The sequence below is a fragment of the Muricauda sp. SCSIO 64092 genome (genome assembly GCF_023016285.1).
Classification (GTDB): domain Bacteria; phylum Bacteroidota; class Bacteroidia; order Flavobacteriales; family Flavobacteriaceae; genus Croceivirga.
Genome location: NZ_CP095413.1, coordinates 1,697,422 through 1,712,590 on the forward strand (window position 1 = coordinate 1,697,422; position 15,169 = coordinate 1,712,590).

Genomic DNA, 15,169 nt, shown 5'->3' on the forward strand with positions numbered 1-15,169 from the left:
AAAATAGCACTATGAAATCCTTACGTAAAACATATACATTTTTGACGCTCGTAGTACTATCCACATGGAGCTGCGAAGATTATTTGGATATTGCACCCGAGACCCAGGTGGCCTCCTCATCGGTATTTCAGACCCAGGACGGTGCCTTGGCCGCGCTGAACGGCATCTATACCTCCATAAAGCTCAAAGGAATGTACGGAACCGACTTTTCGGTCATCGGCGATGCGGCTTCGGACAATGGCAAGATTCCCTCGGACAGGGAGGATGCCGGGGCAAACAGTGACCGATTGCCCCATGCCTATCTATTGAACCTGAATGCCAACACCACCAGCATTTTATGGGATGATGCCTATGTACTCATCAATAATGCCAATACCTTTCTTGAAAACATTGATGCGGTCGGTGATATGTCCGACGAAGCAAAGGCCCAGGCCATTGCCGAGGTACGGATCATTAGGGCCTATGCCTATTTCTGTTTGATGCAGGTCTTTGCCCAGGATTATAACTTCACTTCAGGCCAGTCCCATCCCGGGGTACCCATAGTTACGGCAACGGGCGTGACCAATCAACCGGAAAGGAACACCGCTGGGGAGGTTTTCGGTTTTATTTTTCAGGAATTCAACGAGGCCTTGCCCGATCTTCAAAACAGCAATGCCATAGATAGACCTGGGGACGATTTTTATTTTATCAATTATTTCTCGGCATTGAGCCTTAGGGCCAAAATGTATTTTTACATCACGGATTATTCCAATGCGCTCAGTGATGCCAATCAGGTCATCAACTCAGGACGATACAGTTTGGTCTCCCAATATACAACAGGACTTTATCCCTCCACGGGCCTGGGGGATCTGGAATTCATCAATGAGTGGGCAGGGACTGCAATCGTGCTTCCTGAAAGTATCTTTCAATTATATATAAACGAGGCTGGGGCCGATATCACAACGAACCGCTCCATCATCGATATTTATACTTCGAACAATGGCAATGCCGCCCATGCCATTTCCGGGGATCTATTCGATTTGTACGAAGCTCAGGATCTCCGATTGAATTGGTACAAAATCGAGAACACCGACCAACATGTGTTCAAATATCCCGGTGATTTTGGTGCTGCTCCGGACGATACCCCGTATTCCGTGATTCGATTGACCGAATTGATTCTAATGAAAGCCGAAATAGAGGCCAGAAACGGACAGGAAGCCGTGGCCCTGGAATTGGTCAATAGGATTACCGCAAGGGCCAATGCCTCCCCTATTGCTTCAAGTGGCAACCAGCTTATTGAGGACATCATAACGGAGCGCAGAAAGGAACTGGCTTTTGAAGGAAACCGTTTGTTCGATTTGAAACGATTGCAACGGGGATTCACCAGAAATGACTGCTCAGCGGATATCTGTAGCTTGGATTATCCCACTTTTCTGTACGCCTGGCCAATTCCACTGGCCGAATTCAACGGAAACCCGAACATGGTCCAAAATGATGGATACTAAAAATGAATACAATAAAAAGGAGAAAAAATGAGTGCATACCTACAATTAAAATCAAAAATACCTTCTTCCCTCCCAACGGTCCTGGCCTTTATTGTACTGCTGGTCTCATGTGACAATGATGAGGTAAATGAAGTCGTTTCAAGGGAAGGTCAGACTTTCGTGGCCGGAATTGCAGATGGACTTACCACCACGGTTTTTGAAGATGGTGGAGAACCGATTTCCATCCCTTTTTCCGTTGGTTTCACCCTTAACCAAAGTGCCAATGCCACCATAGCCCTAAGCCTGGAGAATGCCGTTTATGGCGTCGACTTTATTACCGAACCCGATGGTTCTTCAGGCCAGATTTCCGTATCCATACCGGAAGGGGGCAACAATCCAACCCTTAGATTGGTTCCCATTGTAACGGAAGGGATAAAGGATTATACGGTTACCTTTGAGGTGGCCGAAGTGTCCGGGGGATTGCGGTTGGCCCAGGGAAGTGGGGTATTTACCGCTGCTGTTGAAGACCAGACCAAAAATCTAAATGTTATTGCTTTCACGGGTTTTGAAGAACCCACCGCCGGGGCTACCAACAACTACGAAGCGGACGAGGGGGTGGAACAGATCAATAAAGATGGCTTGAATTCAGTGGATTATGTCTCCATCGGTGGTGAAATGGGCTTTGATTTCTCCTACCTTCCCGGAGAGGAAGGAGGAGAGGACACCTCACTCTATTGGGGGGTTACCAACGTACTGAACGAACCCGATGAGTGGGATTTGCCATTCTTCCAGGACGGTATGCAAGCCTATGTCGCTTCCGATGCCGATGGCCTGGCCGAAATTGTGTTTGATGAAATCACCATTGCCCCGGACGTAGAAATCCTTTTAGTGACCCTTTCCACCTTTTTTGTGGATGCCAGTTGGGAAGATTCCGACGAGTTTGATGTCTTTTGGCGGACTTCGGACGGTGACGAACTGTTGCTGTCCTTTAGAGGGGATGAAAACGCAGATATGCGCGATCGACCGGATGGCACTGGAAATGTCATTGAAAACAGCTGGTTTACCTTCAATGCCTTTGCACAAAACATAAAGACGGGAAGTCTGGTTATCCAAATTGGCAACAATTCCGGGTCCGAACTGGTATTTTTGGATGCCATCAGAATAGGGGTGAAATAGCATTTTTTTGATTAAGTTAGTTTATTTGAGTTAGTTGGTACAAGCGGCGATGTCGCCATATCGCCGCTTGTTCTGTATATAAAGTACAACTATGAATTTATCCAAGAGAGTTTTAGATTCCAGTTTTTCAGCAACCGTAGGTATTGCAGATAAGGCCCAGGTCATTCGCGAACAGGGGAAAGATGTATACGATTTTTCCGCTGGTCGTGCTTTTGAGCCCACACCCGCCTATATTACCCGTGGGACCATAGCGGCAATAAATTCAGGGGATACCCATCAAACCATGGCAAGGGGGAAGACCATCTATAGGAACGCCATAGCCGAAAAACTAAAACGGGACAATAAAATTGATGCCGATCCGGAAAAGGAGGTCATTGCAACCATGGGATGTAAACAAGGGCTCACCATAGGTCTTCTGGCCTGTATAAATCCAGGTGATGAGGTCATTGTGGAAGATCCCTGTTTTGTGAGTTACACCCAAACGGTTCACTATTTGGGGGGAAAGGCGGTTAAAGTGCCCTTAAAGGCCGAAAATGGGTTTAGATGGACCAAGGACGATTTGGAAAAGGCGGTGACCCAACGCACAAAAGTGATCATCCTTTGCTCTCCACATAATCCAACTGGGGTGGTCCACTCCAAGGAAGATCTTCAGATCATTGCAGACGTTGCTATCGCCAACAACCTTATCGTAATTACCGATGAGGTGTATGAAAGGGTGGTCTGGAATGGTCATAAACATACCAACCTGGCAACACTTCCCGGTATGAAAGACCGTACCATTACCCTAATGAGCTTTACAAAGAGTTTTTCAATGGGCGGTTGGAGGGTCGGTTTCATTTACTCCAGTGAGGACATCATCAAGGAGTTGGAAAAGTTGCAACAGCATTTGATTACCAGTGTAAATTCCTTTGTACAGATTGGTGCGGCAATTGCCTGTGGGGAACCACAGGATGAAGTCCTCAACTACTGGTTGGAATGGGAGAAAAAGGTGTTGTATTGTACCGATTTCATTGATGGTATCCAGGGCTTAAAATGCCATCGCCCCGAAGGAGGGTTCTATGCCTGGGTCGATATCTCCCAATTGGGAACAAGCTCCTATGCGTTTACGGAACAACTGCTGGAAACAGAATCGGTTGCCATTGTCCATGGATCTTCCTTTGGGGAATTTGGTGAGAATTATGTTAGGTTTACCTGTGTCAAATCGTGGGACGAATTGGAAGAGGGCCTCAAACGATTACAGCGATTTGTGCAGTCCCATTGATTGAGATCATATGATGTTTAAAAGAGTACTAAAACACTATTTACGAATTCCCTTCGCGACCAGGGTCCTCCTTTGGATGTTGGTTGGGGCCATTGCCGGGCTGGTGTTCAAGGAAGAGGCCCTGGTGGTAAAACCACTGGGAATCGGTTTTTTGAACCTCTTGCTGATGGCGGCCATCCCGCTGGTTTTCTTTAATCTTTTATCGGGTATAGCCTCATTGAACAGTATTTCAAGTTTTGGCAGAATTGGGGGCAAAGTGCTGCTGTGGTATGTTTTTTCCACCATCATGGCCATCATAATCGGCATTGGTTTGATGAATGTATCCAAAGCGGGTGTTGGAATGACGCTAAAGGCAGAAGTGTCCAAGGACATAGGTCAAATTCCAAATGTGGGCGACCTTTTGTTGAGTATGATTCCGGTCAACATTTTTAAATCCTTTGCCGAGGGAAACCTCATTCAAATAGTGGTTTTTGCGGTCCTTTTAGGGATAGTCACCCTAAAGCTCCCCCCAAGGGCACGGGAACCTTTGGAAAAGGGATATGACCTTCTGGCCGGTCTAATGCGCAAATTGGTGGAATACATATTGCTATTGTCCCCACTGTGTCTCGGCGCCTTGATGGCGGCTACCTTCGGCGAATTTGGATCGAATATTGCAGGGGCCCTGGGCAAGTTCATCGCCACAATTTATGTGGGACAGTTATTGATGATCGCGGTATATATGCTACTACTGACCACTGTTGGAAAGGTTTCCGTCCCTTGGTTTTTTAAAAAGACCAAGGAACTCTATGCCACCACAATCGCCACCTGCAGCAGTTTGGCCAGCCTGGCTGTGGCACTTGATATTGCCGAAACAAAAATGAAGCTTCCCAAAAAGGTATACTCCTTCACCTTGCCCATGGGAGCGCAGTTCAACAAGGACGGCACTTCCATAATGCTTTCGGGAATCCTCATTTTTACCGCCCAGGCCGCGGGACTGGATTTTAGCCTTCAAGAACTGGTTCAAGTGGTGTTGATCGGACTGTTGGTGGTTGAGGGTTCGTCCGGCATTCCTGGAGGTGGACTGGTAGTCGCCATGCTCTTCGCCGAAGCGTTCAATTTGCCCATTGAGATTGTGGCCATTGTAGGGGGCATTTACCGCTTGATCGATATGGGAAATACCACCGTCAACTGTATGGGGGATATGGTGGCAACAACAATAGTCTCCAAATTCGAGACGCAGTGGAAACCATCTTACGCACCATCAAAATACCAATAAAGCATGAAAACCAGGGGAATTTACTTTTTTACGGCTTTGTTTTTTGCACTTCAATTGGCAGCACAGTCCGGAGTAGGCACCAAGGAAAACAGGGAAGCACTTTTTGATACCCTATTGGCCATGACCAAACGACGGGAGGCGTTCTCCGATTTCAAGAACAAAGCGCTCAACTTTGACCCCATCCAAAACATGGAAAAGTTGCGGCAGGAATTTATCGATGCAGAAACCAATGACGATCTCTGGTTTGCCCTGGTGAAATTGAGTGCGGCGCGGCATGACAAACACCTGTCCATCGGGCCAATAGAAAATGGGCTGACCGTCCCGTCCATCAAGGAAGGTAGGGCCCCTATTCGATTCCATCCCGATTTTTCCTCCAAAAAACTATCGTTTTTTGTTTCGGACCTTGCAAAATCCATTGCGGATTACGAGGGGAAAAGGACACCGAAAATCGGCGATGAACTCCTTGAGGTCAATGGCCTTGCCCTGGCCGATTTTGTGGAGCAAGTACGGCCTTACATCGCCTATTCCAACGAAAATAATTTTAAGATCAGAACGGCAGACGCCCTATCCAAAAGAAGTGCCCAATGGCCCAGCACAGTATTCAAGGATAGTTTTAGTATCGTCCTCAAGCCAAAAAAAGGAAGGCCCTATGCCCTCAAACTCCCGTATTTGAAGGAAGTGGATTGGCAATATGGGCGGTTTTTACGCAATTACGAAGGCTATGGCCTGGCATGGGAAAAAGAATCCTTTTCGGTGTATTTGCCCAATGACAAAAGTTCAAAGACGATTTTATTATGGTGGTATGGGTTTAGGAAGGATTTGAGGGAGGCGGTGGACGAGTTGGTTGCCTATGCGGAAACCCATAATTTGTTGGACCACCATCTTATCATCGATGCGGTCAACAGTAGGGGTGGAAGCCAGGGAGCTTATGCATTGGCACGATTTTCATCCCAACCCTTCAAAACTACGGGGGGAAATCTAAGACTTAGTGATATCACCGATGATTTTATTGCCCGTCGAACAGAAAACTATTTGGCAAATAAACAATTGATGGACGGTAGTTCCCCCGAGACCGAAGATGATGGGTCATGGATGATGGAGTGGTTGCATGGACCTGTTTTAAAAGGACTGGAACGCGGTCAAACCTACAGTAACAATGTCCCTTTTAAATGTGCCCACCTCCCGTACTACTCGGATTGGATTATGCAACCGGCAAAAAAACATTTCAGGGGCAAATTGGTACTCTTTTCAGGACCTTGGGGAGGATCCCATATGGATCAGTTTTCCGCCATGGTCAATGACAATGGACTGGGCCATACCCTGGGAATGCCCTCCGGCGGATATAGTAACACCTGGGAATGGGAAGAAGATCTGTATTTTCCCAATAGTGCCATACCGGTGGTCAGTTTTATGTGGAACATTGGCCATACCATTCGCCCAAATGGACAAGTACTTGAAGGAAACCCGGCCCAGGTGGATGATTATGTTCCCGTAACCAAGGAGAACTACCTGGATTACAAAAATATTTTGCTTCGTAAAGCCTTGGAATGGCTGGAGTAAACTGCCTCGGGGCAGCAAGGAAATCGATATAATCCTTTCGTCGCACGTCTCGGAATATCCAAATCCCGAATATCGGGTAAAGGATGTTCCATATGATTCGATCGTTGGATTGGCACATTGGTATTAACAGCATCGACCTATTTTTTACAGTATGACACTACCCAAAATGAAGAAATACATAGTACTGGCCCTGGCAATGGCAGGATGCTCCTGTTTTGGCCAACAGCCCGAAGAAAAATGGGAACGGGCCTTTGAATTTAAAAATGTGGGGCCATCGCGCGGGGGCCGGGTAACCGCCGTAAAAGGTGTAATCGATAGTACAAATGTCTACTATATGGGTAGCACAGGGGGCGGGCTTTGGAAAACCATCGATTATGGCAAGCACTGGAAGAACATTTCGGACGGGTATTTTGAAAGCCCTTCCATAGGGGCTATTGCCATATTCCAGAAAAACCCAAATATCCTATATGTGGGTACAGGTTCGGATGGTATCCGCAGCAATGTTATTGTGGGCAGGGGAATATATAAATCGATTGATGCCGGGAAAACATGGGAATTTTCCGGATTGCCGAATACAGGGCAGATCGGGGCATTGGAGGTACATCCCAACAATTCAAAAATAGCTTATGCGGCCGTGGTAGGGCAACCGTTTAAAAAGTCCAAAGAACGGGGTGTCTTTAAGACCATGGATGGTGGCAAACATTGGAACAAAGTGCTTTTTCATTCAGATTCAGTGGGAGCAGTGGATATTGAACTGGCACCAAACCGACCAGAAATTGTCTATGCCACTATGTGGCGTGCCCGGCGTAAGCCCTGGACCATCATCAGTGGTGGGGCAACCGATGGTATCTATAAATCCGTGGATGGTGGAAAAAACTGGAAACCGTTGAAAAAGGGACTCCCCACCGCCTTGACCGGAAAAGTGGATTTAGCGGTAAGTCAGGCCATGCCTTCCCGTGTTTGGGCACAGATCCAGGCAGCAGAAGGGCAGGAAGGGATTTATAAGTCAGACGATTATGGCGAATCCTGGGAAAAGGTGGAAATGCCCGCTAAAGTCCATAAATCCGTGATGTACAGACCGTTTTACTTTACCAATATTGATGCAAATCCGCAAAATGCGGATAACATATGGGCGGGGACAAAAAAGTTATGGACCTCCTACAATGGGGGTAAAAAGTGGAAGGAAATCATTCCCCCACATTCCGATCATCACGATTTATGGATCAATCCCAGGGATTCCCTTTTTATGATTGCCGGGAACGATGGCGGTGGGGCCATTTCAATTGATGGAGGCAAAAATTGGTCTACCCAGTTCAACCAACCTACAGCGGAACTCTATTCCTGTAATGTGGATGACCAATATCCCTTTTATCTCTATTCCGGGCAGCAGGATAACACTACCATTCGTGTTCCAAGTCGTTTACCAGCACAAAATGTACTGAACAGTAATGACGGACATGGAATGGAAAACCTGGTTTTTTGGGATAGGGTCGGAGGATGTGAAACGGGACCGGCCATCCCCAAACCTGGTGACCCCAACATTGTTTACAGCAATTGCAAAGGTCAGTTTTCGGTGTACAACCATAAATTGGGTACGGAACACCTGTATTATATTGGCGGGGAAAGCCTTTATGGCAACCATCCTGACGATATCACGTATCGCTTTCAACGGGTGACGCCCATGGAAGTGTCCCCACATGACCCCAACGTGGTCTATTACGGCTCCCAATACTTGCACAAAACGACCGATGGGGGCAAAAACTGGGAAAGGATATCCGGGGATTTGACCGAAAACAAGCCCGAGTATCGGATGCGAAGCGGTGGCCCTATAGATGAAGATATCTCTGGGGAGGAATATTATGCCGTGCTTTACGCCATACAGGAATCACCGATAAAAAAGGGTTTGATTTGGACCGGTTCCAACGATGGGCTGATCCATGTTACCAAAGATGGTGGTGCAACTTGGAGCAATGTAACCCCCAGTATTCCAAGTGGCGGACGTGTTCAACATCTGGAAGCATCCCCCCACGACCCTGCCAAATGTTACGCCGCAATCAACAGGGATTACCTTGGGGACGAGCAAACGTATTTTCTAAAAACCGAAGATTACGGCAACACCTGGCAGCGTACTGATCAAGGTATTTCCAAGGGCCATGTTGCGAGGGTACTCCGTGAAGACCCCGATAGGGAAGGACTGCTATATGCAGGGACAGAATTTGGCCTGTACCTTTCCTTTGATGATGGTGCACATTGGCAGTCCTTTCAACGAAATTTGCCCATAGTACCCGTTACCGATATACAGGTCTTTCGTAAGAACTTGGTTTTATCCACTTTAGGCAGGTCGTTTTGGGTTTTGGAGGATATTAGCCCTTTGCATCACTATGGTCCGGAGGAAAGGCCAAAACTTCATGTGTTTCAACCAAAACCAAATCATGAATCCAATCAAAACATCTATTTTACCTTACCGGAAAAAGTAACCGATACCATGGTGAAATTTCAGTTTTCCAAAGATGGGCAACCGGTGCATACCAAAGAGCTAAAAGTGACCAGGCTTCCCAAAGATGAATTGGGCATACGAAGAACGGAATGGGATTTTAGATGGTACTTCAAAAGAAAAGGGGAAAAGGACTTTTTGGGGCCCAGGGTATCCCCAGGAGAATACGATTTGAAGATTTTTTTCGGGCAGGACAGTGTTCGCACCACAATCCATTATGGACTACATCCGGAATTAAAAGAAAGCGGTGTAACCCTAAAAGACCTGCAGGAACAGGAAAAGCTTTCACTAAAGGTTACCCAATTATACTTATCAATTGCCCACAAAGTAAAAATGCTTGAAGAACAATTGGAAGAGGCAACAAACAAAAAAAGAAAAGAAGGGTTACGAAAGCGCCTGACCCTTTTGAAAAAGGGCCCCAAGCGATATGATAGGCCCATGTTGCTGGACCATGTGAAATACCTCATGGAAATGTGTTCCGAGGAGCAACAACCTTTAGGTCGTGATGCTTTCGATAGGTTCAGGCAATTACAATCGGAATGGGAAAGGATACAATGATTCGATTTAATATTCTTGGAAGAACGTCAAATTTCGGGCGTAATTCTTTAGTGTATTTTGCTGACTTTGGCAGCATTTTGGTCCACTGGTCAACTCGGCCGCTTTCTTGGGGGTAAGAGTCCTCCAAAATCGCAACTTTGGAGTACCCTTTTATACCTCCCCACCTACCCTAAAACCATGGTCCGGAAAAAAGGGCCACAGACCATATAATTAGCGTGAGTTCGATATAAGAAAATTACGTCATTTTGAGTGTTTTTGCAATAGCAAAAATGTATCGAAAAACCTGCCTTGCCGGCGAGGCAGGCAAGTAATTTTCTTGCAAAATCCTAATTTTGATACAATTTTTCTTCATTTCACTACGAAAAACCACTCAATTTGACGGATTTTGGCTGATAAAAAATAATAGCGAACTCACGTTATATTATCAAATTCATTTTTCCTCTTCGGATGAATCAAAAAAGCATATTTTTTTGACCCAATTATTGCGATTTCAACAAAAAGACAGTCAATTTCACGAAAACTTACGAAATCGTTTTCGTACAATTTTCGTAAATGACAAGAATATTATTTAACCAGCTGATATTCAAAACCTTAAAACGAATTTAGTGGTGCTCAACCTCAACGGGGTACCACCGCTTGGAGGCGCCCCAAACTGTTAAAATGTCTTAAAAGGGACTCCCTATCAAATACTTTTAGAGGGCTAAATAGGAGTGGCCAACACCTCCTTTTGCGAACAACTCAAACGTGTAAATAATCAAATAACCTTTAAGTATGAGCACAAAACATTTTGGCCTTGCCATCCTGCTCTTAACCACGGTATGGGGTCTAAAAGCCCAAACCATTACCGGAAATGTCAGGGATGTAAGTGGGCCGCTGCCGGGGGCAACGGTTTTGGAGAAGGGAACCCAAAATGGAACCCAAACGGATTTCGATGGAAATTTTATTCTGGAGGTGTCGGACGCCAATGCCATTCTGGTAGTAAGCTATATTGGATATGCTCCACAGGAAATTCCATTGAACGGGAGCAATGAACTGAACATCGTTTTGGCAGAGGATGCCCAAAGCCTGGATGAGGTCGTTATTGTTGGTTATGGCCAAACACAGAACAAACGATTGGTCACCACGGCCGTGGCAACGGTAAAATCCGAAACCATCAAACAACTGCCCATATCCCAGGCGGAAGCTGCCCTACAGGGAACAATTCCCGGGGTGGTCGTCCAGCAAAACTCCGGATCTCCCGGATCGCCCCAAACCGTAAGGGTAAGAGGAATCGGCACACCGAACAATTCCAATCCGCTCTTTATTGTGGATGGTATCCAGGTTCCCGACCTGAGTTTCCTGAATCCCAACGATATCGTATCCCAAACCGTATTGAAGGATGCCGCTTCCACAGCAATCTATGGTTCCAGGGGAGGTAATGGCGTAATTCTGGTCGAAACATTGCGGGGACAAAAAAGGTCGATGAAACCGCAAGTGTCCATCAGTACTTTTTATGGTATTCAGAGTTTGTTCAATCAGCCCAATTTAATGAACAGAGATCAATATTTACAATACTACAATCAAGGGGTTGCCGCTGTAAATGGAAATACGGCCCCAGGATTTAGGGGTGCATTTACCGATGCGGAAAGGGCCCTATTGCCCGATACGGACTGGTATGATGTTGTTTTTGATGATGCCCCGGTCCAAAATGCCTATGGTTCGGTGGTAGGTGGGACCGAAAACCTTTCCTATTCCCTATCCGGAGGCTTTTTTGACCAGGAAGGTATTTTAGGCGGTGAAGGAAAGTCCGAATTTAAACGAAGGAACATCAGGGGTTCGATCAGTATCGATCTGACCGATAAAATAACATTGGATGCTTCCGCACAATATCAGTTTTCCAACCGTTTTACCATTCCACAGAATACGGGTGGTGCCGGAGTTGGTATTAGTAGCTTTATCAATGGTCTACCCCCTATTTATCCTGTATTTGATGAGAACGGTAACTTTTTCAATCCTTTCGGTAACCCGGTTGCCAATGGGGTTCCCATAAACAGTTTGGGTGCCGTTACCAATCCCTTGTTTTCCATTGCGATCAGTAACAACGAAGCCATTCAGGATGCCTCCAACCTCAATCTTTCCCTAAAATACCAACTAACGGAAAATCTAAAGTTTAGGGGGTGGTATGGTTCCTTTAACAATTTTATTCTTAACCGAAGCTTTACCCCGTTATTGGTGCAGACGGATCAGCAGTTCGATACCTCTCCCTTTGTCAATTATACGGAGATAAAAAGTCGTCAGGAAAACAGGCAATGGGGTGGTTCCATGGAATACGATTTTGGTAAGTTCCTGAAAGACGACCATAACCTAAATCTCCTTCTGGGATATGAAGCTGTGGAAACTACCTTTATTGGAGGTGATATTATCAACGACACCGGATCTTTTCTAACCAATGATTTTGATAAGGTCAATTTTGCCCTTTCTGAGGATATTACGGATGCCACCGTGGTACCCGGAACCACCTTTCCCAGAAATATTGAATCGTTTTTTGGAAAAATAGATTACAATTTTAAAGAGAAATATCTGTTCAGTGCGGTGCTGCGAAGGGATAAATCCTCCAGTTTTGGTCCAGACAACAGAGTAGGTTGGTTTCCGGCAGTATCAGCGGGATGGGTAATCTCGGAAGAAGATTTTTTGAGGAATTCAAGGGCGATTACCTTATTGAAGTTAAGGGGAGCCTGGGGAATAAGCGGTAATGACCAATCCTCCTCTCCATTCGCTTACGCGGCAACGGTCAATACACAGGCCGGATATGCGGGACAGCCGGGCATCGCCCTTACCAGTCTTTCCAACCCCGTATTAGGATGGGAGGAATTGACACAGTTCAATGTTGGTCTGGACATCAACGCCTTGGAGAACAAGCTGGGCATTACACTGGACTATTATATTAAGGAGACCTCCGATATTTTATTGGGAGCGACCACTCCATTGACCTCCGGATTGAATCCAGCGATTGAAAACACAGGTTCGGTGGAGAACCGCGGGTTTGAAGTTCTCGTTTCCTATCGCGAGAATTACGAAAGCGGATTCGGATGGAACATCGGTGCCAATTTGGGTTTCAACAAAAATGAAGTTACCGATCTTGGGGAAACCTCTTTCATCCCAGGGGCCCAATTGACTCCATTGTTCAACGATTTTGCCACAAGGACACAGGTGGGGGATCCCATAGCCAGTTTTTATGGTTTTGTCGTGGAAGGTGTGGATGCGCAGGGGAACTTGATTTTTGCCGATCTGGACAACAGTGGAAACAATCAATTGACCCCGGACGAAGGTGACAAGACCATTATAGGGGACCCCAATCCGGATGCCACCGTTGGTTTCACACTGGGAATGAACTATAAGGGTTTTGATTTTTCCGCTTTTATGTCGGGTACTTTGGGCAACGATATCTTTGATGCCACCATTAGATATGATGCATTGGGCACCAATAGGCCTGCTGCTTACGTTACGGAACCGGGAGCCCCTAGAAACATTGTGGTCAGTACCGCCCCGAACGGGGAACAGTTGATTTCGGACTTTCACGTTCAGGATGGCAGTTTCCTAAAAATGAAAAACGTATCCCTGGGGTATAGCCTGCCCGATGATGTCATCGAACAGATTGGATTGCGGCGATTGCGGCTCTATGTTTCCGGTCAGAACCTCTTTGTCTTGACCGGTTATAATGGCATCGATCCAGAGATTGGCCAAAACAATACCGGGTCGCCATTGAACATTGGTATCGATCAGGGCTTTTTCCCACAAGCCAGGCAGTTTATCCTTGGTCTTAACATTGATTTTTAATCCTCCTAACTCAAAAAATAATCGTGATGTATATAAACAGATTAATTCTTATAGGCGTCGTAGTTATGTTCGCTTCCTGTGCGGAAATAGATGATTTGGAACCCGTAACCGAAATCAATGCGGATACCGCCTTTACTACCGAAGAGAATGTGGTAGCCAGTCTAAACGCTGCCTATGATCCTTTGCAGTGGCAATCGGTGCTTGGGCAGAATACCTTTCCCCTACTGTCGCAAGGGGTAAGGGCGGACGACCTTCATTCCCAATCTGCCAGTTTTTGGGCCATTGGGGCACAATGGGATCAGTTTAGCACCATAGTCCCTTCCTTACCGTCCGTGGCCGCCCTTTGGAGCAAATGGTATCGCGCGGTTGGCAGGGCCAACTTTACCATAGAACTCGCTGGGAATTTTGACAACTATAAAACCGATGGGCTACAACAACAAATCATCGGGGAAGCAAGATTTTTAAGGGGCCTGTATTATTTTGAACTGGTACGCCTATGGGGAGGTGTCCCTTTGTTCGAAGAGGCTATTACTTCTTCTGAACAGGAGATTTTTAAAGCGCGCTCCACAGCGGCGGAAGTATATGCCTTTATCGAAGCAGATTTACAAGCAGCAGCCGATTTGCTCCCCGAAGGGGGCGCGGAACGGGTTCAGGGCTCCGCTACTTCTGGAGCTGCCTTGGGACTTTTGACAAAAGTGTATCTGTATCAACAGAAATGGCCCGAAGCCGTAGCGAGCGCGGAACAGGTTATCAATCAGGGAGTGTACAGTTTGGAAGAGGATTTTAGGAACAATTTTTTACAGACTACGGAATTTGGACGGGAATCGCTGTTCGAAATCAATTATAAAGATGGTCTTTTTGCCGGGGGATTCGTCAATACCAATCAACAACAGGAAGGCTCAGCCATGTGGCGATGGTCGTTCCCCTTTCTTTCGGGAGCCTATCCTTCATTCAACAATTTTATTCCCAGACAAGATTTGGTCGATTTTTTTGATGACAGCGATCAGCGAAAGGAAGCCACTTTTTTGTTACCCGGTCAAGTGTTGAATTCACCAGGGTTGGCCGCTTTGGGGTTTGACCCGGTCCCGGACAATTTTGGGTATGCCATAGGCGTGAACACTGGGGCAAAAAAATACTTTTTGACTTTTGAGGAAGTGCAGGAACTATTGAATGTAGAGGGATCTCCCCTCAACGAGAAGATATTGCGATATGCGGAGGTGTTGTTGATGCACGCAGAAGCTTCCCTAATGGGGGGAGGTGGTAATGGCCAGGCATCCTTCCAGCAAGTCATCGATCGGGCCTATGGACCAGGCAATCCGGCAGCCCCAAGCTATACCCTTCAAGGGGTTCGTGATGAGCGCCGCAGGGAACTGGCCACCGAAGGATGGAACCGTTTCACGGATTTGGTCCGTTGGGAGATTTTGGATGGCGGCGGTGTTATCGGGCCTGCGCTCCAGGCCATAGGAAAAACCGATTTTTCATCGCCCCGCGATTTACTGTTGCCCATTCCGCAACAGGAAATAGATATCTATCCAGAAGGATTGCTGGAGCAAAATCCGGGCTATTGATATGAGGACTAAAAACAG

At 46.5% G+C, this 15,169-nt stretch carries 8 protein-coding genes; all 8 read left to right on the plus strand.

Features of this window, described 5'->3' with window-relative positions:
* Positions 1-11: 11 nt before the first annotated feature.
* Positions 12-1,484: a RagB/SusD family nutrient uptake outer membrane protein gene (locus L0P88_RS07085; RefSeq protein WP_247133905.1), complete on the plus strand. Its 1,473-nt coding sequence runs from the start codon at positions 12-14 to the stop codon at positions 1,482-1,484.
* A gap of 27 nt (positions 1,485-1,511) precedes the next feature.
* On the plus strand, positions 1,512-2,639 hold the full coding sequence (locus tag L0P88_RS07090) for a hypothetical protein (RefSeq protein ID WP_247133906.1): 1,128 nt from the start codon (positions 1,512-1,514) through the stop codon (positions 2,637-2,639).
* Positions 2,640-2,730: 91 nt separating this feature from the next.
* Positions 2,731-3,900, plus strand: a complete 1,170-nt coding sequence (locus L0P88_RS07095) for a pyridoxal phosphate-dependent aminotransferase (protein ID WP_247133907.1) — start codon at positions 2,731-2,733, stop codon at positions 3,898-3,900.
* Positions 3,901-3,910: 10 nt separating this feature from the next.
* Positions 3,911-5,155 carry a dicarboxylate/amino acid:cation symporter gene (locus L0P88_RS07100; protein ID WP_247133908.1) on the plus strand — a complete coding sequence of 415 codons (1,245 nt, stop codon included), beginning with the start codon at positions 3,911-3,913 and terminating at the stop codon, positions 5,153-5,155.
* Positions 5,156-5,158: 3 nt separating this feature from the next.
* A complete protein-coding gene (locus L0P88_RS07105) occupies positions 5,159-6,715 on the plus strand; it encodes a hypothetical protein (protein ID WP_247133909.1) in 1,557 nt (518 codons plus the stop codon).
* A 166-nt stretch (positions 6,716-6,881) separates the two neighbouring features.
* Complete coding sequence (locus tag L0P88_RS07110; protein ID WP_247133910.1) at positions 6,882-9,767, plus strand: WD40/YVTN/BNR-like repeat-containing protein; 2,886 nt, start codon at positions 6,882-6,884, stop codon at positions 9,765-9,767.
* A gap of 771 nt (positions 9,768-10,538) precedes the next feature.
* Positions 10,539-13,583, plus strand: coding sequence for a SusC/RagA family TonB-linked outer membrane protein (locus tag L0P88_RS07115; protein WP_247133911.1), 3,045 nt, complete (start codon positions 10,539-10,541; stop codon positions 13,581-13,583).
* Between the two features lie 26 nt (positions 13,584-13,609).
* Positions 13,610-15,151: a RagB/SusD family nutrient uptake outer membrane protein gene (locus tag L0P88_RS07120; protein WP_247133912.1), complete on the plus strand. Its 1,542-nt coding sequence runs from the start codon at positions 13,610-13,612 to the stop codon at positions 15,149-15,151.
* Positions 15,152-15,169: the final 18 nt, after the last annotated feature.

Excerpts from the sequence above, each read along its gene's own strand:
- L0P88_RS07115 (WP_247133911.1), top strand. The coding sequence starts at position 10,539 with ATGAGCACAAAACATTTTGGCCTTGCCATCCTGCTCTTAACCACGGTA.
- L0P88_RS07095 (WP_247133907.1), top strand. The coding sequence starts at position 2,731 with ATGAATTTATCCAAGAGAGTTTTAGATTCCAGTTTTTCAGCAACCGTA.
- L0P88_RS07105 (WP_247133909.1), top strand. The coding sequence starts at position 5,159 with ATGAAAACCAGGGGAATTTACTTTTTTACGGCTTTGTTTTTTGCACTT.
- L0P88_RS07100 (WP_247133908.1), top strand. The coding sequence starts at position 3,911 with ATGATGTTTAAAAGAGTACTAAAACACTATTTACGAATTCCCTTCGCG.
- L0P88_RS07085 (WP_247133905.1), top strand. The coding sequence starts at position 12 with ATGAAATCCTTACGTAAAACATATACATTTTTGACGCTCGTAGTACTA.
- L0P88_RS07120 (WP_247133912.1), top strand. The coding sequence starts at position 13,610 with ATGTATATAAACAGATTAATTCTTATAGGCGTCGTAGTTATGTTCGCT.
- L0P88_RS07090 (WP_247133906.1), top strand. The coding sequence starts at position 1,512 with ATGAGTGCATACCTACAATTAAAATCAAAAATACCTTCTTCCCTCCCA.
- L0P88_RS07110 (WP_247133910.1), top strand. The coding sequence starts at position 6,882 with ATGAAGAAATACATAGTACTGGCCCTGGCAATGGCAGGATGCTCCTGT.